Source organism: Rhizobium sp. BK619, from assembly GCF_014195245.1.
GTDB lineage: Bacteria > Pseudomonadota > Alphaproteobacteria > Rhizobiales > Rhizobiaceae > Rhizobium > Rhizobium acidisoli.
The window spans coordinates 35,755-56,967 of record NZ_JACIBH010000018.1; the positions used below are offsets into that span (position 1 = coordinate 35,755).

Sequence of the window (21,213 nt, forward strand, 5' to 3'; positions counted from 1 at the left end):
CTGGGCAGCGTCTCACGGATCGGCAATATCGCGTCAGGCAGGGCGGCCGGCGCAATCTCGGCTCATCCACATCACTTTTCGCAAAGCCGTCGGCCGCCGGAATATGGCTGATAGGTACAATCGGACGGCCGGAAGGAGCGGTAGCTGCGAGAGCAGGCGGTGATGTTGCAGGATTGCGGCGCGCCTTGGCCATCGACGGCTGCTTCTGTCGATCGCACCCCGTCCAATGTCGGTTTGCTCATCGCCTCGCGCATGAAGTCCCGCCAGATATGGGCCGGCAGGGCGCCGCCGGTCACTCCCTTCATCGGCGCGTCGTCATCATTGCCAACCCAGACACCGACGACGAGCGCTTCCGTGAAGCCGACGAACCAGGCATCGCGATTGTTCTGGCTCGTGCCGGTCTTGCCGGCGGCAAAGGTGCCCGGATCTGCCCCGCGTCCCGTGCCGCGCTCGACCACCAGCTGCAGGAGGCCGAGCAGATCGGACTGGTAGGGCGAAAGATCGACAGTCGGCTTGGATTGTAAGCCGACACGAAATGTCTGGGGCTGCCCCGCCGCTTGAAAGTCGATGATGCCCCAGGGTTTGACAGGGGCCCTGCCGAGCTGGACCGACGCATAGGCGCTGGTGAGGTTGAGCAGATTGACTTCGGATGTGCCAAGCGCCAATGACGGCGTGTTGGCCAGTGGCGCATCGATGCCGAGTTCGCGCGCCGCGGCAATCACATTGTCGAGACCGACCTCTTGCGCAAGCGTCACCGACGCGGCATTCAGCGATCGCGCGAACGCCTCGGCAAGCGTGACCCAACCGCGATAGTCGCCGCCGGAATTTTCGGGCGACCAGCCGTTTATGTCTATGGGCGCGTCCAGAACCTGGTCGGACAGAGTGAGCCCAGCCTTCAATGCTGCGTAATAGACGAACAGCTTGAAGGTGGAACCCGGCTGGCGCATCGCGGTGACGGCGCGGTTGAACTGGCTTGCCTTGTAGTCGCGCCCGCCAACCATCGCCACGACCGCGCCGTCGGGTGTCATCGCAACCAACGCCGCCTGTGATGCTCCGACCGTTTTTCCTTCACCGTCGAGCCCTTTTTTCACCACCCTTTCGGCGATCTGCTGCAATGTCGGCACCAGCGTGGTGCGCACCGTCGTCGAACCCGGCGAGGCGCCGGCGATTTCGCTCGCTTGCGGCGAAATCCAGTCGGCAAACCAGCTTCCGGAACGCGGCGTTGGTGTCGTCGGGTGGAGGCTCGCAAAGCTCGTCTTGGCCTCGGCCGCCTGTGGCGCGGTGATCTTGCCATTGGCCGCCATCGCGTCGAGAACGACCATGGTGCGCTGCCGGGCGCCTTCGAAATTGTCGATCGGATTCCATTGGCTCGGCGCCCGCAGCAATCCCGCCAGCATCGCCGACTCCGGCAGGTTGAGGGCGCCGATATCCTTGTTGAAATAGATGCGCGCCGCGGCCGGCATGCCGGTGGCGCCCGCGCCGAGATAGACGCTGTTGAGATAACGCGTCAGGATCTCCGCCTTGCCGAGCTTCCACTCCAGCCAGAAGGCGATCACCACCTCCTGGATCTTTCGTTTTATCGTTCGGTCGCTGTCGAGATATTGCAGCTTGATCAGTTGCTGGGTGATGGTGCTGCCACCCTCCACCACTGATCCAGCCTCCAGGTTCCGCCAAAACGCCCTGGCGATGCCCCTGGGATCGATGCCGAAATGATCCATGAACCGGCGATCCTCGATGGAAAGGACGGCATCGATCAGATGGGGCGGAAACTGGTCGTATCGAGCATATGGCCCTTGATAAGGTCCCTGTCTGACCAACGGCGCGCCGTCGGCGGTTTCCAGCACCACGACCGGCTTCAACGTTCCATCCCGGATTTCGCTCCAGGGCACGTCTTTCAGCGCCCAGACCAGCACGCTTCCGACGAGGAGGCAGACAAGAAGGGTGAACCCGAGAGCGAATTTCCGCCAGCCCGCAATGAACGATGCGCTGCGAGGATTTTCACGCGGCTTTGAACGGCGATCGCGAATACCGCGCCAGGATTTGACCCAAGCCGTCGTCATCCATTTGTGGGGAGAAGTGACTCCAGGCCGCCCCGACCTTGTTAGCTTCGTCTTCAATAACAGCGCGGCGGCCTTGAGCTTTGCCAAAGCAGAACTTGCCTGCAAATCCTGGCGTATCGCACCGAATAGCGTCTTGGCGGCCCGCCTGGTTTGGTCGAAGGATCCATGGGGCGGCTGCGGGTCTTCGCCTTGGGTTCCGGGCGAATCCAAGGCGTCCGCCTGCGCTGCCGAGGCCAGTGTCTTCTCGCGATCCGAGCTCGAGCTGCTGACGCTTTCACCGGAGGATTCGGGAGAATTGGGCATTGGATACCGCCTCGGACAGGTCGCTTTGATGATCTACCGCCCAGTCGTAGAGGGTCAGGAACCCACTGAGCAACCGCGCAGTGGGTGTCGAGCGCGTTTTTCGCTTTTAAAGCGCGACTTGCGACGCGACCGACATCAATTCCTGGGAATTCGGTGCCTTGAATGTCTGCAGCCCAGCCTCCAGAACTTCAGTGAAGCTCCAGCGCACGATGCCCTCCCGGTCTATCAGGAACTGACCGACAAGCTGCCCGTGGTCGGCGGTCATCATCTGCTCATCGGCTGCCGTGATTTGATATCCTTCCTTCTCGTTAAGAAAATCGTCCATTGCCATCACGCTCATCGGCTCGGGCAACTCGCCCGGAAGATCGATCCGTATCGCCATGACCGCGTCGATCCCGATCTCGCGTAAGCCGAAGGCCCGGTGCGAAGCCCGTGCCGGATCGGACGCAGCAAGAAGATCGGGTATCGGATGGTAACGGAAATAGAGCCGCGCGCGTTCGACCGGGGTGTTCACGACAGCCAGGGATTGGACGCCTTTCTCACGTAGCACGGGGTTGAGATATGCCATGGCCGCGACATGGCGCCGGCAGAACGGGCAATGCAGGCCTCGAAACAAACCGATCAGCAATGGGCTGCGGCCGCGAAAATCGTCAAGCGCGATCTTCCCCTCACGCGAGATCGCATCGAACTCAACGTTCGGGACCCGGTCGCCCGGTTTCAGCGGATGATCGACATAGGGTGTGGACATGGACAACCTCCTCGCTCGGGGATCAGTCGAGCAAAGGCGCCACGTCAAGTGCTGCGAGGTCGAGATTGAGCGTTGCAGACGACCTCTCGTCTTACCGCACCGCCAGGATCCGATCTAAGAATGAGCCCACATGGGCCCGCGGGCAAGCGGTAAACGGCCGTTTTCTGTAAACTCTGATATTTTAAAGGGCCGCAGAGGCCGACACAGAAAATTGAGCTGAGGACCTGCCGCACGGCACCCCGATCAGCCCTCATCCTGAGGTGCCCCGCAGGGGCCTCGAAGGACGGGGGCGGGTGATGAGCACTCTCCATTGTCCCATTTGTTGAAGAGACGTCGGTGGCCGCCCTCGTCCTTCGAGGCCCCTGCGGGGCACCTCAGGATGAGGGCGGAGGGAGGGCGCGGCATCCCTTTTCTTCACAGGCTGGGCCGAAGGACAGTGCCGGCAGGCGGATGAAGGGGGCCGGGCGACCTCCCGGGCAGCCCCTCAATCCCTATCAGATATCGCTTGCAGCGCTCGACCAGAGGTCGGCCGCTTCGGCCGCCGTCATGCGCCGCACCTCGGCCTCGTGGCTGCGGCTGGCGAAGAGTTCGCTCGCCATGATCTGCTCGGCAAGATCGGCCGGGAGCGAGAGGATGACGCGGCCTTCGCCATTGTGCAGACCGCCGAGTTCCGTGCGCTTGCCCGTCACCATGCCGCCGGCGACCGTGTTGTTGGTCTCCGGATCGATCAGGATGAAGGAGCCGGACAGCCGGTTCTGCTCATAGGGATCGAAGATCGCCGCTTCGTCGAAAACGAGGCGCACTTTGCCGATGGCGTTCATGTAGAGCCGCTGGGCGGCAGTCCAGGTGCCGGTCTTCAGCTCGAGCTGGCTGAGCGGCTGCACCTGAACGCGCTGGCGGCGCGAACCGCTCTTCAGCCAGTAGCGTTTTCCGGGCTCGATGCCCTCGGGCTGCAGCGCGACGATCTGTGCGTCGAAGGCAAGGCCGACCTGCGGCTGGGCGTCGATCGAGACGATCATGTCGCCGCGCGCCACATCGACCTGGCGGTCGAGCACCAGCGTGATCGCATCACCGGCAACGGCGGCATTGCGCACGAGATCGAAGGTGACGATCTTGGAGACATTGGCGACCATGCCCGACGGCAGGATCATGACGCTGTCGCCTGGTTTGACCGAGCCGCCGGCAACCGTGCCCTGATAGCCGCGGAAGCTTTCGCCCGGACGCGACACGCGCTGCACCGAAAGCCGGAAGCCGACCGTCTGCGACGAGCGCACGGTCGCAAGCTCCAGCGTCTCCACCAGCGTCGGGCCGGTGTACCAGGGCATGGCAGCCTGGCCGGAATAGACGACGTTTTCGCCCTTCAGCGCCGACATCGGAATGGCGGTGATCTGCTTGACGCCGAGCGACAGGGCAAATTCCCGGAATTCGTGGCTGATCTTGTCGAAGCCGGCGCGGTCATAGCCCGTCAGGTCGATCTTGTTGACGGCAAGCACGAACTGCTTGATGCCGAGCAGCGAAGCGATCGTCGCGTGACGGCGCGTCTGCTCGAGAATGCCGAAGCGGGCATCGACGAGCAGGATGGCGAGATCGGCGGTCGAAGCGCCGGTCGCCATGTTGCGGGTATACTGTTCGTGGCCGGGCGTGTCGGCGACGATGAAAGAGCGCTTGTCGGTCGAGAAATAGCGATAGGCGACATCGATGGTGATGCCCTGTTCGCGCTCGGCCTGCAGGCCGTCGAGCAACAGTGCGAAGTCGGGAAGGCCGAGATCGTTCTGCTTGCCGGTGGAATCGCGCTGCAGCGTGGCGGCCTGATCTTCCTTGACCGCCTTGGTGTCCCAGAGCAGGCGGCCGATCAGGGTCGACTTGCCGTCATCGACGCTGCCGCAGGTAATCAGGCGCAGCGGGCGTGTGTCGCGCTGGGCTTTCTGCGGCTCGGCGGCGGGCAGGCTGACAACGGTGGCGGCCGAGACGGCGGTTTGGGCTGCGGTCATCTCAGAAATATCCTTCACGCTTCTTCTTTTCCATGGAGCCGGACTGGTCGCGGTCGATGGCGCGGCCCTGGCGTTCGGACACAGTTGCGATTTCGAGTTCGGCAATCACCTCTTCGAGGGTGGTCGCCTGTGAGCGGATGGCGCCGGTCAGCGGGAAGTCGCCGAGCGTGCGGAAGCGGATCATGCCTTCCTGGCGGACTTCGCCGGGCAGCAGTTCGAGACGCGGATCCTCGGCCAGGATCATCATGCCGTCGCGCTCCACGAAAGGCCGCTTCTTGGCGTAATAGAGCGGCACCAGCGGAATGTCCTCGGCCTGGATGTAGCGCCAGATATCGACCTCGGTCCAGTTCGACAGCGGGAAGGCGCGCACGCTCTCGCCCTTGCGGATCATGCCATTATAGACGTTCCACAGTTCCGGCCGCTGGTTGCGCGGATCCCAGCGATGATCGGGGGTGCGGAAGGAATAGATGCGCTCCTTGGCGCGGCTGGCTTCCTCGTCGCGCCGCGCACCGCCGAAAGCGGCGTCGAACTGGCCGGCATCCAGCGCCTGGCGCAGGCCCTCGGTCTTCATGATGTCGGTGAAAGCCGCCGAGCCATGGGTGAAGGGCGTGATGTTTTCGGCCGCACCGCGCGGATTGATGTGCTCGATCAGGTCGAGATCGTACTTCTTCGCGGTCGCGTCGCGGAAGGCGATCATCTCCCGGAATTTCCAGCCGGTGTTCACATGCAGGAGCGGGAAGGGCACACGGCCGGGATAAAAGGCCTTGCGCGCCAGATGCAGCAGCACCGAGGAATCCTTGCCGATCGAATAGAGCATGACGGGACGCTCGAATTCGGCGGCAACCTCGCGGAAGATGTGGATGGATTCGTTTTCCAGCGCCTTCAGATGCGGGTCGAGTGGCGCCTTGGCGCTCTGGGGATTGCTGAGTTCCGTATCCGGACGGCTATCGGGCATGTTTTACTCCAGACTGTCGATCCTTTGCGGTTCGCCGCAAAGCAGTTCCTGATGCTGGCTTTCCCAGGGCTGCGGCGGTGGCCGCGCCCGGGTTCGGTAAGCCGTGAAGTTGATTATTGTGCGGCGATGACGGCGGCCTCTTCGGCGACATGCAGGCCGCATTCGCGCGTCTCGTCCTGCTCCCACCACCAACGGCCGGCGCGTTCCGGCTCGCCGGGCTTGATCGCCCGGGTGCAGGGCTCGCAGCCGATCGAGGGATAGCCGCGGGCATGCAGCGGATTGACCGGCACGCCATTGTCGGACACAAAGGCCTTGATCGCCTCCAGGTCCCAATCGGCGAGCGGATTGACCTTCAAAAGGTGCCGTTCGGCGTCGTATTCGGCGAACGGCGTTTCGGCGCGGTTGGCCGATTGACCGCGGCGCAGGCCGGTGATCCAGATCGTCGCCCCTTCGAGTGCGCGCGCAAGCGGCTTCAGCTTGCGCACGCCGCAACAGGCATGCCTGGCTTCGACGCTCTCGTAGAAACCGTTGAGGCCGTATTGCGCCGCATAGGCGTCGATATCGGCCTTCTCGGGCTCGTAGCGCTGGATCTTGATGTCGTACTGGCTTTCCGTCTCGGTCATCAGCGACAGCGTCTCGGCAAACAGCCGGCCAGTCTGTAGCGTCGCAATATCGATCGGTAGGCGATGCGTTCCGATCTCGGCGGTGATCACCTGGTCCTCGATGCCGAGCGAGGTGGTGAACACCACGCGGCCGCCAAGGCCGGAGACCAGCGACAGACGCCCGGCCAGGTCGAGACCCGCCAGCTTCTGGTTCAGCGCCTCGGCTTCCGCAATCGGCCCTTCTTCTGCAATCGTATTGATAACAGTCATGAGAATCCTGTCCTTTGTTGACGGGAGTATCGCAGTTCAATCCTGGCTCGGACAGAAAAAGGGATTTCGAAAGCTGCGGCCGGAGGAGCAAATATCTCTCCGAAGCTGCCGCAATGCAAAAAAACAGCCGCCCGAGGACAAAAATCCCCGCGAACAGCTGGTATGTCTATAAAAATAGTAGGGTTACACGCGGCCTGTCAATCCGAAATCTGAAGTGATGCCGAAAAAGGTGCAGAAAGGGCGGTTTGAGCGTAAATTGTGACAGCTCGGCCGAGAGGGAAAAACAAGGCCGAAAACGCTTAGTCCTCAAGGCTTTCTCCGGCGCGTTCAAATTCCGTTCATGCTGGTTGTGCCATAGAGGCGAAAGTACTTCCGTAGCGGCGCGGAAATTCGCGCCGCCTGTGTGTCGATGGTCTGAGATGATTACGCAAAAGGCGAAATATGCGCTGCGGGCGCTGACGGTTCTGGCGGATGCCGATGCCGACGAACCGGTGATGATTTCCGATATCGCGGCCCAGCAGAAGATCCCGAAAAAGTTCCTCGAACAGATCCTGCTCGACCTGAAGCATCATGGCATCGTCGTCAGCCGCCGCGGCAAGCAGGGCGGCTATCTGCTGCTGAAGCCCGCCCATACCATCACCTTCGGCGAAATCCTGCGCATCATCGACGGCCCGATCGCCCCGCTGCCATGTCTGTCGATCACCGCCTACCGCCGGTGCGACGATTGTGACGGCGAACAGAACTGCCAGATCCGCCACGTCTTCGCCAAGGTCGCCGACGCCACCCGCAAGGTACTGTTCTCCACCACCATCGCCGATGCCGTCGGCCCAAGGCACGGCGCCGAGGTCACCCGGCTGCTGGCCTGAGCGGCCGTCGGCCGGCTTTCCTGATTCATCATGCTCCAGCGCGCCGGGCCCTGATCGCCGCGGCAATGAAGACGCGCGACAGTCCGTGATAGAGCGGCTCGCGCGACAGCAGGCGCGAGGTGATGTAGCCGATCATCGATACCGCCATGATCGGGATGACGGCCTGGTGATCGCCGGTCATCTCGAGGATGATGACGAAGGCAGTCATCGGTGCCTGCACGACGCCGGCGAAATATCCGGCCATGCCGAGGATTGCCGCAAGCGCGATGCCGCTGCCCATCAACTGGCCGACCCTGCTGCCGAAGCCGGCGCCGATGGCGAGTGAGGGCGCGAAGATGCCGCCCGGGATTCCCGAAATCATCGACAGGAAGCCGGCAACAAGCTTTTCGACGAAGAAGAGCAGGGGCAGGGGATTGCCCTCGACCGCGCCTTTCGCCTGATCGTAGCCGGTTCCGAAGGTCGTGCCACCCGACAGGATGCCGATAACGGCGACGGCAAGGCCGCAGACAGTTGCCAGCATCACCATCCGCCGCAGCGGTTGTGGCTGTGCAAAGCGGCGGAGGTGCTGGCCGGCATGCAGCGCAAGCCCGCTGAAAACCGCACCGAGCGCGCCGCCGCCGATGCCGCAGACGAGCACCAGTTCCCAGTCGCGCAGCGATACTGGCGCCACCGCAGTAGAGCCGAAATAATTGTAGCTGCCGGCAAGCCCGAGGGCGGCAAGGCCGGACAGGATGACGGCGGTCAGAACCAGGCCGTTGGCACGCGATTCATAGGTCCGGCTCATCTCCTCGATCGCAAAGACGATGCCGGCGAGCGGCGTATTGAAGGCAGCGGCGATGCCGGCAGCCGAACCGGCAAGAATCAGCCCGCGGGCCTGTGCCATGCCGCCGAAACGCGCGACCGCCAGCATGATCGAAGCGCCCACCTGCACGGTCGGTCCTTCGCGGCCGATCGATGCGCCGCTGAGGAGGCCGAGCACCGTCAGCACGATCTTGCCGAAGACCAGCCGCAGCGACAGCAGGCGGCTGCGATCATCCGGATCGCGCAGATGCCGCGCAGCAATTGCCTGCGGAATACCGCTGCCCTGCGCGTTCGGGAAAAAGGTTGCGGCAAGATAGGCCGACAGCATGAAGCCGAGCGGCGTGATGACGAGCGGCAGCAGAAAACTCCATTCGCCGGAAGCTGTTATGCCGGCAAAGGCGCGTTGGGCGAGATCGGCCAGCCTGGCGAAGCCGACGCTGATGATGCCGATCGCAAAAGCGCCGAACCAGAAGATCAGCCGCGGGCGCCAGAGCGCGAGGGAACCCCAGAGAACACGGGATCTGCGAAGAAGTCTGGACTTGCGATACAACACTGGCATGCCGGAGCGATGTTGGACAGGACCTCTTCCTAAACCGGTTTGCGGGGAAAGAACCATCTCTTTCTTCGAAATTCGCCGCCGACGAACTTCGCGAACAGGCGACGATAGCCCTCTCCAGCTATCACCGATCGCTCACCGCAGCCCGCTGGTTGACCCACGGTTCCTGGTTCGAGCGCGCCAGCGGCTGCTTGCCGAGGATGTGGTCGGCGGCCTTTTCGCCGGTCATGATCGACGGGCCGTTGAGGTTGCCGTAGGTGACGTGCGGGAAGATCGAGCTGTCGGCGACACGCAAGGCCTCGACGCCGATCACCCGGGTCTGCGGATCGACCACCGCCATCGGATCGTCCTTGGCGCCCATCTTGCAGGTGCCGCAGGGGTGATAGGCGCTTTCCAGATGTTCGCGCAGGAAGGCGTCGATCTCTTCGTCGCTTTGCACACCCTCTCCGGGCTGGATCTCTGCCCCGCGATAGTCGTCGAAGGCTGCTTGCCCGAAGAGCTCGCGGGTCAGCCGCACGCAATGGCGGAATTTCTCCCAGTCCTCGGCATGGCTCATATAGTTGAAGCGCAGCACCGGGTCGGCCTTCGGATCGGCCGAGCGCAGCGTCACGCTGCCGCGCGATTTCGACAGGTTGTAGCCGACATGCACCTGGAAGCCGTGGCTTTTGGCCGCCGCCTTGCCGTCATAGCTGATCGCAACGGGGAGGAAATGATACTGGATGTCGGGCTGTTTCAGCCCCGGTGCCGAGCGCAGGAAGGCACAGGCTTCGAACTGGTTGGAGGCGCCGAGCCCGCCCTTCGACAGCAGCCATTGCGCGCCCGCCACCCCCTGCCAGAACCAGGGCAGCCAGGAATAGAGCGACACCGGTTTGGTGCTCACCTGCTGGAAGTAGAATTCCATATGGTCCTGCAGGTTGGCGCCGACGCCCGGCCGGTCGGCCTTCACCTCGATGCCCATCTCCTTGAGATGCTCAGCCGGTCCGATACCCGACAGCATCAACAGCTTCGGCGAATTGAACGAGGAGGCCGAGACGATCACCTCGCGGTTGGCCTTGACCACCTCGATCCTGCCGCCGCGCTCGATCTCGACGCCGGTCGCCCGGCCGTCCTCGATCACGATCCTTTGCGCAAAGCCGTAGACGATCTCGACATTTTTCCGCTTCAGCGCCGGTTTCAAATAGGCGTTGGCGGCAGACCAGCGGCGGCCGGAAAAGATGGTCTGCTCCATCAGCCCGAAGCCTTCCTGCTTGCTGCCGTTATAATCCTCGGTCGTCTCGAAGCCCGCCTGTTTGCCGGCCTCGACAAAGGCGCGGAACAGCGGATTGGTGAAACCGCCGCGCTGGACATGCAGCGGCCCGTCGGTGCCACGCCATCCCTCCTCGCCGCCATGCGAATGCTCCATCCGCTTGAAATAGGGGAGGACATCGGCATAGGCCCAGCCGCTGGCGCCAAGCTCCTCCCAGCGGTTGAAATCCTCGGCATGGCCGCGCACATAGACCATGCCGTTGATCGAGGAGGAGCCGCCGATCACCTTGCCGCGCGGCGCGGTGATGCGCCGGTTGTTGAGGTTTGGCTCCGGCTCGGACAGATAACCCCAATTATAGCGCTTCATGCTCATCGGCCAGGCAAGGGCTGCCGGCATCTGGATGAACGGCCCGAAATCGCTGCCGCCCGCCTCGATGACGAGGACGCTGTTCTTGCCGTCCTCGGAGAGGCGATAGGCAAGCGCCGAGCCGGCCGAACCGGAGCCGATGATGACGAAATCTGCTTGCATGGTATTGTCTTTCTCGATTTGCCCTTCGTCCGGCTGCTTGTTCGCCGGGCCTGCCCCTCATCCGGCTGCCGCCACCTTCTCCCCGCTCGCGGGGAGAAGGGATATGCCGCACCGTTTCGGCATTCTTGACCGCCCCGTTTGTCACGTCCCCTCTCCCCGTTTACGGGGAGAGGGTTAGGGTGAGGGGCAGGATCTTGCGCCCTTTAGTACGGCGCTTGCACCGGCCCCATGCCGACGTAAACCGTCTTCAGCTCGGAGTAATGCTCCAGCGCTGCCAGCGAATTCTCCCGGCCGAAGCCGGATTGTTTCGAGCCGCCGAAGGGGATTTCCACCGGTGCGAGGTTGTAGGCATTGATCCACAGCGTGCCGGCCTCAAGCCGGTCGACGACGCGGTGGGCGCGGCTGAGGTCGGCGGTGAAGACGCCGCCGGAGAGGCCGAATTCGCTGGCATTGGCGCGTGTGATGACCTCGTCCTCGTCGTCGAAATCGAGCACCGACATGACAGGCCCGAAGATCTCTTCCCGGGCGATGGTCATCTCGTCGGTGACGTCGGCAAAGACGGTCGGTTGGATGTAATAGCCTTCGCCGGAGACATTGTTCGGAATGCCGCCGCCGGCGACAAGCGTTGCGCCCTCGGCCTTGCCCTTCTCGATATAGGCGACCACCTTTTCCCGCTGCGCCCAGGAAACCATCGGGCCGATCTGCGTCGCCTCATCCAGCGGATCGCCGATCAGCATCGCCTCGGTGCGCGCCTTCAGCCGCTTGAGGAACTCCGTCTTGATGCCATTCTGCACGAAGACGCGGGTGCCGTTCGAGCAGACCTGGCCTGTCGAATAGAAATTGCCGAGCATTGCGCCGCCGACCGCCGAATCGAGATCGGCGTCGTCGAAGACGATCAGCGGCGACTTGCCGCCGAGTTCCATCGTCACATGCTTGAGATTGCCGGCCGCAGCCGCTGCCACCCTGCGGCCCGTCGGCACCGATCCGGTCAGCGACACCTTGGCGACATCGGGATGGTTGACGAGCAGCGGCCCGGTATCGCGGTCGCCCTGGATGACGTTGAAGAGCCCCTTCGGCAACCCCGCCTCATGCAGGATCTCGGCGATCTTCAGGGCGCCGAGCGGCGTGTTTTCCGAGGGCTTGAAGACCATGGCATTGCCTGAGATGAGCGCAGGTGCAGCTTTCCAGCAGGCGATCTGCTGCGGATAGTTCCAGGCGCCGATGCCGACGCAGACGCCGAGCGGCACCCGCTTGGTATAGGCGAAATCCTGGCCGAGCGGGATATGCGAGCCGTTGAGGCCGGCGGGTGCAACGCCACCGAAGAATTCGAAGGCATCGGCGCCCGAGGTCGGATCGGCGACGATCGTCTCCTGGATCGGCTTGCCGGTATCGAGCGTTTCCAGTTCCGACAGCGCCCGGTTCCGCTCGCGCATGATGTCGGCAGCGCGCTTGAGGATGCGCCCGCGCGCCATCGGGCTCATCGCCGCCCATTCCGGCTGGGCGCGTTTGGCCGCCGCAATCGCCTTCTCGACGATTGCAGGCGTTGCCGCGTGCAGCCGGGCGATCACTTCGCCGGTGGCCGGATAGAGGCTCTCGATGACGGTGCCGTCGGTATCCTCGACATATTCGCCGTCGATGAAGTGCGAGGCTTTCGGCTGGGCTTTCATGTCATTGGTCCCTAGATGGTTCGATGTGGTCGTCCCTTCTCCCCTGGGGGAGAAGGTGGCCCGCAGGGCCGGATGAGGGGGCGGCAGTCTCGGCCTTCACCCGCTGGGGAGCAGGGGAGGCGCTGGTCAGAAGCGCATTCAGATAATCCTCGGTCAGCGCGATCGAGGCTTCGATGCCGATCGGCGCGGATTTCAGACTTTGCCTGATATAGAGCCCGTCGATCATCGCCGCAGCGCCCTCGGCGATGCGTTCTGCGGCGTCGGCGGGCAGCAGCGCCTTGAGAGCGGCAAGCAGGTTGGAGCGCAGCCGGCGGGCATAGATCACCAGGAAGCGCCGCGTCTCCTCCGAGCGTTGCGCTTCGGCGTAAAAGGCAAGCCAGGCGGCGATCGTCTCGGGCGCAAACTGGTCGGCGTGGAAGTTGACACGGATGACCGCCGAAAGCCGGGCACGCGGCGTCTGCGCCGCCTTCAGCGCCGCCACCGTATCGCTGCGCAATTGCCTCAGAAGCGAGCGGATCGTCTCGATCAGCAACTGTTCCTTGCTGCCGAAATAATGATGGGCAAGGGCTGGAGAGACGCCGGCCTGGCGGGCAATGTCGGACATGGTGACGGCCAGCGAGCCGTGATCACCGATCACCCGCAGCGCCGCATCGACGAGCGCCTTGCGGCGCACCGGCTCCATTCCGACTTTCGGCAAAGCGCCAACTCCCTTGAAATTTTGACCAGGGTATTTTTGATTGACTGATCAATCAACAAAAATCTTTCACGATCTCGCGGTAGTCGCATCTTTTCCCGGGCTCCTGCTGCAACATATTCAAAACCTATCGGGAGGTGCGTTATGACTGATGTCTTTGACGAAATGCCGACATCCCAGTTGCAGTCGAAATGGCTCTGGTTCGTCGGCCTCGGCGTGCTGCTTTTCGTCTGCGGTCTGATCGCGCTCGGCAATCTGATGCTCGCCACCGTCGTCTCGGTTTATTATATCGGCATGCTCATGCTGTTTGGCGGCGTCATCTATCTCGTCCACGCCTTCCAGGTGCGCGGCTGGGATCATGTGCTGTTCTGGGCGCTGAGCGGCCTGCTTTACGTGCTGGCCGGCATCTCCGCCTTCGTCAATCCCATCCTGACTTCGGCGGCGCTGACGCTGTTTCTGTCGCTGGCGCTCGTCATTGCCGGCGTCTTCCGCACCTGGGTCGGAAGGAAGATGAAGCCGGCCAAAGGCTGGGGCTGGATCGTCGCCAGCGGTGTCGTCACCGCTCTTGCCGGCTTCGTCATCGCGCTCGGCTGGCCGGTCAACAGCCTCTGGGTCCTCGGCCTGTTCCTGGCCGCCGATCTCATCATCCAGGGCTCGACGATGATCGCCTTCGGCCTCGGCATCCGCGGCTGAAGCCCTTTTTGACACGCCTATTTTGACAAGGGCATGACAGGGGATTAGACTAAAGGGGTAGGGACCGCTCGCCAAAAGCGGGTGGTCCTGTATACGATCGCCGCAAATGGTCATGCGTCCCCCAAAGGCAGGGTTCTGCCTCAATAAAAAAGGGAGGAAGTTCATGCCGATGGTCACCGTTTCCATCTCTCCGCAACAGGCAGCGGGCATCCGCGCCGCCGTCGACACGGGCGGTTATGCCTCGAGCAGCGAGGTCGTCCGCGAGGCGCTCCGCCTCTGGGATACGGCCCGCAAGCTCAACGAATTCCGCGACGATGTCCTCGACGACGAGGGCGCTCCATCAGGCGGCAGATGTGTCGCCGACATGTTCGCCGATCACGAGGCCGAGCGCCGCCGCTCCGCCTGACTAAGCGCCTGATTGTATTCTGGAATTAAAAGCAAACGCGGAACGCGTGGTCGCGCCTGCGTCTTTCACAAAACTTTCATATTGGCGAAAGGGTTCATTGATCCTTCCGGGGCATCTTCCTGACCAAGAAGAACAAGTCACAGTGGAGATCAGCCAAATGACGAGCGGCACTTCCCTGGCTGCCACCGTCGAGCCCGGCGTCCTGCGCCGTTATGCCAGCGACCAGATCGTCACGCTTGCCAAGCTCGTGGTCGAGAACGCCTTTCAGCCGATCGTCGAGGCCGGCACCGGTACGGTGTTCGGTTACGAATCCCTGATGCGCGGCCAGGAGCGTATCGGCTTCGACACGCCCGTCGACATTCTCGACGAGGCCTATCAGGCCGGCCAGCTGCTGCAGCTCGAACAGATGCTGGCGAGCCGCGCGCTCGCCAAATTCGCCACCCTGTCGAATTTCTCCACCTCGACGCTATTCCTCAATCTCGATGTCCGGCTGATCCCGCATGGCGAACGCCTGGTCGAGAGCCTGCTGCAGCACCTGCGGAAAGCCAATATTCCGCCGTCCTCCGTCTGCTTCGAATTCTCCGAACGTTTCGACAATACCAGCGTGCCGGAATTCTCAGCCCTGGTTTCCAAGCTGCGCAAGGCCGGCTTCAAACTGGCGATCGACGATTTCGGCGTCGGTCACGGCGAGATAAAGCTGCTGTGCGATTATGCCGTCGATTACCTCAAGATCGACCGCCATTTCGTCGCCGAGATCGATCGCAGCCCGCGCAAGCGCCACCTCTTGAAGAGCATCGTCAACATCGCCCACGTGCTCGGCACCCGCGTCATCGCCGAAGGCATCGAGACCGAGGCCGAATTCATCGCCTGCCGCGAATATGGCGTCGATCTCGTCCAGGGCTGGTTCATCTCCCGCCCGACGACCCATATGTCGGAGCTGGCGCCGTCCTTCCCGCATCTGCAGGAGCTCGGAAAAACCAAGCGCGGCAGCCAGTCGCTCGATGAAATCCTCATCCGCAAGCAGATCGAACTCCTGCCGACGGTTTATGAGAACGACAGTATCGACAGCGTCTTCGAACTCTTCCGCCGCAATCCGCGCCAGGCTTTCTTTCCCGTGCTCAACGCCAACAGCGAGCCGCGTGGCATCATTCACGAGCAGCATCTCAAGGAATATATCTACCAGCCCTTCGGCCGCGATCTGCTGAAGAACAAGATGTATGAGCGCAGCATCTCGCATTTCGTCGAAATGGCCCCGATCGTCGGCCTCGACAGCGATGCCGAGCAGCTGATGGCGATCTTCGCCAATATGGAAGGCAGCAACTGCCTGATCCTCACCGACAATATGCGCTATGCCGGCGTCGTCTCCGCCGCCTCGCTGATCAAGGTCATCAACGAGAAGCAGCTGAAGACAGCCCAGGACCAGAACCCGCTGACCGGCCTGCCGGGCAATCGCGCCATCCGCGATTTCATGCGCCAGTCCGGCCGCGACGGCGATGCGGTCCGCCATTTCTGCTACTGCGACTTCGATAATTTCAAGCCGTTCAACGATGCCTACGGCTTCCATCTCGGCGACCACGCGATCTCGCTGTTTGCCGCGCTGATGCGCCGCTACTTCTTCGCCGAGCGCCACTTTCTCGGCCATGTCGGCGGCGACGATTTCTTCATCGGCGTCGTCGGCTGGACGCAGGAGGAACTGACGGAGATCCTCGACCGGCTGATCAGCGACTTCCACGACGATGTGCTTGATCTCTATTCGGACGAGCATCGCGCCGCCGGCCGCATCCTCGGTCACGATCGCGCCGGCGCCGAAGCGCTGTTTCCGCTGATGCGCTGCTCGATCGGCGTCATCGAACTGCCGGAAGGCCTCGTCATCGACGATATCAACCGCGTCAGCGCCGAGATCGCCGTCATCAAGTCGGCCGCCAAGGAGAGCGAGGAGGGCCTCGTCTTTCATCTGCTGCAGCATTTATCGCTGGGCGAGGCGAATTGACGCCCTAGCCATATCATGCCTTCCCAAGCCCGCAGGGCTGACTTATTTCCTTGGCGCAGAGCATTTCCAGCAAAAGTGTGTCGCGGTTTTGCGTTCGGAATGCCCGAAAGATGCGTCAGGGAGGGCCGCGCCATGTCACTGCCTCGGGAAATGTCACTGCCTCAGGAAATGCGTTTCGTCGATCTGCCGTCTTTCGGCGGGCCGGAAGTGATGACCATCGGCAGACACCCGCTTCCGGTGCCGGGTGAGGGACAGGTCCTCGTCCGCGCCGAGGCGATCGGCGTCAACCGCCCCGATGTCGCCCAGCGCCAGGGCAGCTATCCCGCGCCCAGGGATGCGAGCCCGATCCTCGGCCTGGAACTGTCGGGCGAAATCGTTGCGATTGGCCCTGGCGTCAGCGGCTACCGCGTCGGCGACAAGGTCTGCGGCCTCGCCAATGGCGGCGCCTATGCCGAATATTGCCTGCTGCCGGCCGGCCAGATCCTACCCTTTCCCAAGGGCTATGACGCGGTGAAGGCCGCGGCCCTTCCCGAAACCTTCTTCACCGTCTGGGCCAATCTCTTCCAGATGGCCGGGCTGACCGAAGGCGAGACCGTGCTGATCCATGGCGGCTCCAGCGGCATCGGCACGACGGCGATCCAGCTCGCCCGTGCCTTCGGCGCCGAGGTTTACGCCACGGCCGGTTCAAGCGAGAAATGCGAGGCCTGCGAAAGGCTCGGCGCCAAACGCGCGATCAACTACAAAAGCGAGGATTTCGCCGAGGTGATCAAGGCCGAGACCGGCCAGGGCGTCGATATCATTCTCGACATGATCGGCGCCGCCTATTTCGAGCGCAACCTCGCCTCGCTTGGAAAAGACGGCTGCCTGTCGATCATCGCCTTCCTCGGTGGCGCCATTGCCGAAAAGGTCAATCTGTCGCCGATCATGGTCAAGCGCCTGACTGTCACCGGCTCCACCATGCGCCCGCGCACGGCGGAGGAAAAACGCGCCATCCGCGACGACCTGCTCTCCGAGGTCTGGCCGCTTCTGGAGGCCGGCACCGTCGCCCCCGTCATCCACAAGGTCTTCGCCTTTGAAGAGGTCGTCGCCGCCCATCGGCTGATGGAAGATGGCAGCCATGTCGGCAAGATCATGCTCAGCGTCGGCTAAGTGACAGTGACACGCCGATGGCGAAAACGCCGGGCAGCGCCATCAGCAGATAGAGCCAATAGGCTGCCGACAGCGCCCCGGATATGCCGCCCGGATCGACGAGGCCGGCGCCATTGGCAATGAGGCCGGCAAAGGCCGCGCCGAAAGCGCCGCCGAGCGAACTCATCGTCGGGATCGCCGCCGACGCCTTGTCCTGTTCGCTGTCGGCGACGAGCGTCAGGACCATCGCGACGAGATGCGCCCAGCCGAGCCCGACGCCGAAGCCCATCATGAACATGGCCGTAGCCGCCGGCACTATGAAGAGCATATGCGCTTGCGGATTGTCGCGCGCGAGAAAGACCGCCAGCGAAATGGTCGCTGCCGCCTCGATGAGCGCGCCGGCAACGATCGCCGCCTGCGCGCGGCCGCCGGTCAGCGAGCCGCTGAGGAAGGCCGAAAACGTCCAGCCGAGGGCGACGAGCGCCACGAGATAACCGGAAACAAGCGGCGTCACCCCGTGCAGCACCTGCAGGAAATAGGGAATGAAGACGTCGCTGACGAGCACGACGGTCATGGCCAGCATCGTCAGGTAGACACGCGCAATCGGCCTGGAAAGGCTGACCGCGCCGGAGGGCAGCAGCCGGTTCGGGCTTCGGGCTTCGATAAGGAGCATGCCGATCACCGCAGCGATCGAGGCCGCGATCAAAGCGATTTTCGCGGCCGTCACCTCGATCGTCCCGGCGGTGCAGACCATTAGCACGGCCCCGAGCAGCAGCCCGATCTGGGCAACCGGCGTTTTCGCCTGCTCGCGGTCGTCTTCGACCTCGGGCAACAGCCGCGGCGCCAGAGCCGCCATCACCAGGCCGAGCGGCACCAGCACGATGAAGGCGTAGCGCCAGTTGCCGCCGGCGGAAAAGAAGCCGCCAAGCGTCGGCCCGATGACGGTCGCCACACCCCAGATCGCCGCATAGAGCGTCGTCGCCTTCGTCCATAGCGGCTCGGGATAGACGAAACGGATGAAGGCGTAGCCAAGCGCTGCCAGCGCCCCAGTGCCGAGCCCCTGCACCGCGCGTCCGACCAGCACCACCGGCATCGACGGCGCGGCTGCGGCAATCAGGCTGCCGACGCCGAAGACCAGTGCGGCGATCACATAGATGGCGCGAAGCCCGATCCCCCGCGGCCGCATGGCGACGAAAATCGAGCCGAGCACGGCGGCGGCGACGAACAGGCTGGTGACCCAGGAAAACAGCGCGAGCCCGCCGATATCACGCACGATCGAAGGCGCGATGGTCGCCATGATGTAAGTCTCCACAGCGTAAAGCATGACGCCGCCGGCAAGCATCAACGTTGCCGGCAGATGCTCGGGCAGGAAGAGGCGGAGGAGGGAGTTGGTGGCGGGGATGGCTGCAGTCTGGTCGATATCGGACATGGAATGACCCCGAGATTTTTTCTGGCGAAGAATAATTTTCCAAGTTATAATTTGGAAAATTACACGCCACCCGGATTAAAACAAGATCCCTCTTGGAAAAATATGCGCCAGTCCCCCGTCAACCGCATCCTGATCCTGATAAAGACCGACGGCCCGCAGCTTGGCGCCGCGATTGGCGATGCGCTCGGCATATCGGGCGAGGCCGCCCGCCAGCAGCTCGCCAAGCTGGCGGACCAGGGGCTGGTGGAGCCGGTCACCGTCGGCGCCACGGGCAGGGGGCGGCCGCGTCAGCTCTGGCACCTGACTGCCGCGGGCAACCGCCAATTCCCGGACGGCCATGCCGAACTGACGGCAAACCTGCTCGTCACGCTGGTCGAACAGCTCGGACCCGCAGCTCTCGACACCGTCATCTCGGCCCGCGAGGCTGAGACGCTGCAGCGCTATCGGCTGGAACTGCAAAATGCCGGCGACCTTGCCGCGCGTGTCGATAGCCTTGCCGCCATCCGCACCCGCGAGGGTTATATGGCCGATCACTGGCAGGAGGCGGACGGCTCCTTCATGCTGGTCGAAAACCACTGCCCGATTTGCGCGGCGGCCACCGCCTGCGCCGGCTTCTGCCGCTCCGAACTCGAAACCTTTCGCGCTGCCCTCGGCGCCGAGGTCGAGCGCAGCGAACACATCCTCTTGGGCGCAAGGCGCTGCGCCTATCGCATCACGCCGCGTTGAGGCGGAGCACACGCAGGCAGCGCGCGCTTCAGGCCGGCTGCCGCGCCTGCCGCCTGGCGCTTTCGAGATAAAGCAGGACACCGACCGACGCGAAGCCTGCGGCCGCGCCGACAAAGGCGGTGCCGGAATAGTCGCTGACCGATGTGCCGAAAGCGAAGAGCCCGGCGGCGATGCCGGTGCCGATGAAGGTGTTGAGCGAGATCAGCGAGGTTCCGAGCCCTGGCCGATCTGCGATCAGGTCCTGCAGATAGGTGATCGGCACGCTGAGGATCGCTGCCGCCCCGCAGGCGTTGAGGAGGAGCAGCGCATAGATGTGCCAGGGTGCGGCGGCAAATCCGAGCAGCAGCAGATAGGCACAGTAGATCAGCGCGCCGAAGGCGAGCACATGCACGGTGCGGAACCGCCGCTGCGCCATGCCCCATATCATCATGAACGGCATTTCGAGAAAGGCCGTCAGCCCGGCGATGAAGCCGACATCGACCACGCTTCCACCCCCCGCATGGGTGATGATCAGCGGCAGGAGCATGCTGTTTAGCCGCTGCAGCCCGAAGAGCAGCGCCATGACGATGACGCGGACCAGCACATAGGGCATGAAAATCCGCTTCAGCGATGCCAGGAATCCGGGCTGATCGGGGGCGGGACCGGCCGTGCCGTTTCCGGGCGCGAAGAAGAAATACAGGCAGAAACAGGTGCAGCTTGCCAGGGCGGCGATCCCGTAAGCCGGCGTCATCGACGACGAATTGACGAGATAAAGGCCGATCATCCCCGGCGCCAGCGCCCATGAGCCGGAAAACAGCGCCCGCACCGTCGCGGTGATCCCCGCTGCCTGGCCGCGATCCATCTGGTTGGTCCTGGCGCGCAGGCTGGCAAACAGCAGCGAATAGGTGGAATTGCTCATCGGCACCAGCAACAGCGTCGAGACGACGAAGACGGCAGGGCTGTGAAAGATCGCGATCGACCCGAAGCCGAGCATGCCGGCGACCGAAAGCCCCAACACCAGCGGCCGCCGCTCTTTCAGCCTGTCCGACCAGATGCCGAGCGTCAGGCTGGTGGTGACGTTGACGATCGCCGAGAAGAAGATCAGCGCCGAATAGGTGCCGTTGCTGAGGCCCAGTTCGTTGATCCCGATGATCGACTGATAGGGCGCGGTCGAAGCATAGGTGAAGGCGAGCGCCACAAGCGTCACGGCCGGAATGCGGATCCTGTTGTCGCGCAGGATTAGGGAAAAGCTGGATGACATGGGAGCGGTTCCTGATGCATCACCTTTAGCCACATCCGATACATCAGAGAAACGATAGTTTTCGATCGCTTCAGTCAATTCCTGTGATGATTGTTCGCTTCAGATTTGCGCCGTCAAACCGGAGAGCCAGAAATCGATCTGGCCCAAGGGCAGAACGTTTCCGAGGAAACCGACCAGAACTGACGCAATCGATATTAAGGCCAACCCCAGAAGCGCTCCAAGGATGATTCCAGTGCTTGTCCTCATGGGCCGGCGCGCCAGCCAGCACGCCAGGCAGAGAGAGACGACCGTGAAAAATACCCACAATATCGACT

Annotated in this window: 17 protein-coding genes; 6 read left to right on the top strand and 11 right to left on the bottom strand. The window is 63.0% G+C overall.

Translation table 11 applies throughout. The features are described from left to right. Nucleotides 1-71: 71 nt before the first annotated feature. From FHX14_RS29485 to FHX14_RS29505, 5 genes are all read right to left on the bottom strand, one after another. The gene (locus FHX14_RS29485; protein ID WP_184380535.1) at nt 72-2,363 is read right to left on the bottom strand and encodes a PBP1A family penicillin-binding protein; all 2,292 of its coding nucleotides are present in this window, start codon (nt 2,361-2,363) and stop codon (nt 72-74) included. Nucleotides 2,364-2,469: 106 nt separating this feature from the next. Next, nucleotides 2,470-3,111, bottom strand: coding sequence for a peroxiredoxin-like family protein (locus tag FHX14_RS29490; RefSeq protein ID WP_184380537.1), 642 nt, complete (start codon nt 3,109-3,111; stop codon nt 2,470-2,472). 494 nt (nt 3,112-3,605) lie between these two features. Further along, on the bottom strand, nt 3,606-5,102 hold the full coding sequence (gene cysN, locus FHX14_RS29495) for a sulfate adenylyltransferase subunit CysN (protein ID WP_184380539.1): 1,497 nt from the start codon (nt 5,100-5,102) through the stop codon (nt 3,606-3,608). 1 nt (nt 5,103) lies between these two features. Further along, nucleotides 5,104-6,057 (bottom strand): sulfate adenylyltransferase subunit CysD, encoded by a 954-nt coding sequence (gene cysD / locus FHX14_RS29500; protein ID WP_054181616.1) that lies wholly within the window; start codon nt 6,055-6,057, stop codon nt 5,104-5,106. 113 nt (nt 6,058-6,170) lie between these two features. After that, the gene (locus tag FHX14_RS29505; protein WP_184380541.1) at nt 6,171-6,929 is read right to left on the bottom strand and encodes a phosphoadenylyl-sulfate reductase; all 759 of its coding nucleotides are present in this window, start codon (nt 6,927-6,929) and stop codon (nt 6,171-6,173) included. A gap of 419 nt (nt 6,930-7,348) precedes the next feature. On the opposite strand from FHX14_RS29505, the gene FHX14_RS29510 reads away from it, so the two are divergent. Continuing rightward, the gene (locus tag FHX14_RS29510) at nt 7,349-7,795 is read left to right on the top strand and encodes an Rrf2 family transcriptional regulator (protein ID WP_003569590.1); all 447 of its coding nucleotides are present in this window, start codon (nt 7,349-7,351) and stop codon (nt 7,793-7,795) included. A 28-nt stretch (nt 7,796-7,823) separates the two neighbouring features. Here the strand turns inward: FHX14_RS29510 and FHX14_RS29515 are convergent, their stop codons facing one another. The 4 genes from FHX14_RS29515 to betI form a co-directional block, all read right to left on the bottom strand. Beyond that, complete coding sequence (locus FHX14_RS29515; protein WP_184380543.1) at nt 7,824-9,155, bottom strand: chloride channel protein; 1,332 nt, start codon at nt 9,153-9,155, stop codon at nt 7,824-7,826. Nucleotides 9,156-9,276: 121 nt separating this feature from the next. Then, a complete protein-coding gene (gene betA, locus FHX14_RS29520; RefSeq protein ID WP_184380545.1) occupies nt 9,277-10,926 on the bottom strand; it encodes a choline dehydrogenase in 1,650 nt (549 codons plus the stop codon). A gap of 203 nt (nt 10,927-11,129) precedes the next feature. Further along, entirely contained in the window at nt 11,130-12,593 is a 1,464-nt protein-coding gene (gene betB, locus FHX14_RS29525) for a betaine-aldehyde dehydrogenase (protein ID WP_003587884.1), read from the bottom strand. Between the two features lies 1 nt (nt 12,594). Continuing rightward, nucleotides 12,595-13,290 (bottom strand): transcriptional regulator BetI, encoded by a 696-nt coding sequence (gene betI / locus FHX14_RS29530; protein WP_003587883.1) that lies wholly within the window; start codon nt 13,288-13,290, stop codon nt 12,595-12,597. A 141-nt stretch (nt 13,291-13,431) separates the two neighbouring features. Here betI and FHX14_RS29535 point away from each other — a divergent pair, with 141 nt between their 5' ends. The 4 genes from FHX14_RS29535 to FHX14_RS29550 all read left to right on the top strand — a co-directional run bounded on the left by FHX14_RS29535 (nt 13,432) and on the right by FHX14_RS29550 (nt 17,525). After that, complete coding sequence (locus tag FHX14_RS29535) at nt 13,432-13,980, top strand: HdeD family acid-resistance protein (protein ID WP_003587882.1); 549 nt, start codon at nt 13,432-13,434, stop codon at nt 13,978-13,980. Nucleotides 13,981-14,143: 163 nt separating this feature from the next. Beyond that, nucleotides 14,144-14,386 carry a type II toxin-antitoxin system ParD family antitoxin gene (locus tag FHX14_RS29540; protein WP_003587881.1) on the top strand — a complete coding sequence of 81 codons (243 nt, stop codon included), beginning with the start codon at nt 14,144-14,146 and terminating at the stop codon, nt 14,384-14,386. Between the two features lie 157 nt (nt 14,387-14,543). Continuing rightward, nucleotides 14,544-16,376: an EAL domain-containing protein gene (locus FHX14_RS29545; protein WP_184380547.1), complete on the top strand. Its 1,833-nt coding sequence runs from the start codon at nt 14,544-14,546 to the stop codon at nt 16,374-16,376. A 150-nt stretch (nt 16,377-16,526) separates the two neighbouring features. Then, nucleotides 16,527-17,525 (top strand): NAD(P)H-quinone oxidoreductase, encoded by a 999-nt coding sequence (locus FHX14_RS29550; protein WP_037073241.1) that lies wholly within the window; start codon nt 16,527-16,529, stop codon nt 17,523-17,525. Here the strand turns inward: FHX14_RS29550 and FHX14_RS29555 are convergent. Continuing rightward, entirely contained in the window at nt 17,512-18,933 is a 1,422-nt protein-coding gene (locus tag FHX14_RS29555; RefSeq protein ID WP_003587878.1) for an MFS transporter, read from the bottom strand. The genes FHX14_RS29550 and FHX14_RS29555 overlap by 14 nt on opposite strands. Before the next feature lie 102 nt (nt 18,934-19,035). Here FHX14_RS29555 and FHX14_RS29560 point away from each other — a divergent pair, with 102 nt between their 5' ends. Beyond that, nucleotides 19,036-19,659 carry a metalloregulator ArsR/SmtB family transcription factor gene (locus FHX14_RS29560; protein ID WP_003587877.1) on the top strand — a complete coding sequence of 208 codons (624 nt, stop codon included), beginning with the start codon at nt 19,036-19,038 and terminating at the stop codon, nt 19,657-19,659. Nucleotides 19,660-19,687: 28 nt separating this feature from the next. Here the strand turns inward: FHX14_RS29560 and FHX14_RS29565 are convergent, their stop codons facing one another. Then, complete coding sequence (locus tag FHX14_RS29565; protein ID WP_003587876.1) at nt 19,688-20,899, bottom strand: MFS transporter; 1,212 nt, start codon at nt 20,897-20,899, stop codon at nt 19,688-19,690. Nucleotides 20,900-21,213 lie beyond the last annotated feature (314 nt).

Coding starts and splice junctions, on each gene's coding strand:
- FHX14_RS29485 (WP_184380535.1), bottom strand. CDS start 2,363: ATGCCCAATTCTCCCGAATCCTCCGGTGAAAGCGTCAGCAGCTCGAGC.
- FHX14_RS29490 (WP_184380537.1), bottom strand. CDS start 3,111: ATGTCCACACCCTATGTCGATCATCCGCTGAAACCGGGCGACCGGGTC.
- cysN (WP_184380539.1), bottom strand. CDS start 5,102: ATGACCGCAGCCCAAACCGCCGTCTCGGCCGCCACCGTTGTCAGCCTG.
- cysD (WP_054181616.1), bottom strand. CDS start 6,057: ATGCCCGATAGCCGTCCGGATACGGAACTCAGCAATCCCCAGAGCGCC.
- FHX14_RS29505 (WP_184380541.1), bottom strand. CDS start 6,929: ATGACTGTTATCAATACGATTGCAGAAGAAGGGCCGATTGCGGAAGCC.
- FHX14_RS29510 (WP_003569590.1), top strand. CDS start 7,349: ATGATTACGCAAAAGGCGAAATATGCGCTGCGGGCGCTGACGGTTCTG.
- FHX14_RS29515 (WP_184380543.1), bottom strand. CDS start 9,155: ATGCCAGTGTTGTATCGCAAGTCCAGACTTCTTCGCAGATCCCGTGTT.
- betA (WP_184380545.1), bottom strand. CDS start 10,926: ATGCAAGCAGATTTCGTCATCATCGGCTCCGGTTCGGCCGGCTCGGCG.
- betB (WP_003587884.1), bottom strand. CDS start 12,593: ATGAAAGCCCAGCCGAAAGCCTCGCACTTCATCGACGGCGAATATGTC.
- FHX14_RS29535 (WP_003587882.1), top strand. CDS start 13,432: ATGACTGATGTCTTTGACGAAATGCCGACATCCCAGTTGCAGTCGAAA.
- FHX14_RS29540 (WP_003587881.1), top strand. CDS start 14,144: ATGCCGATGGTCACCGTTTCCATCTCTCCGCAACAGGCAGCGGGCATC.
- FHX14_RS29545 (WP_184380547.1), top strand. CDS start 14,544: ATGACGAGCGGCACTTCCCTGGCTGCCACCGTCGAGCCCGGCGTCCTG.
- FHX14_RS29550 (WP_037073241.1), top strand. CDS start 16,527: ATGTCACTGCCTCAGGAAATGCGTTTCGTCGATCTGCCGTCTTTCGGC.
- FHX14_RS29555 (WP_003587878.1), bottom strand. CDS start 18,933: ATGTCCGATATCGACCAGACTGCAGCCATCCCCGCCACCAACTCCCTC.
- FHX14_RS29560 (WP_003587877.1), top strand. CDS start 19,036: ATGCGCCAGTCCCCCGTCAACCGCATCCTGATCCTGATAAAGACCGAC.
- FHX14_RS29565 (WP_003587876.1), bottom strand. CDS start 20,899: ATGTCATCCAGCTTTTCCCTAATCCTGCGCGACAACAGGATCCGCATT.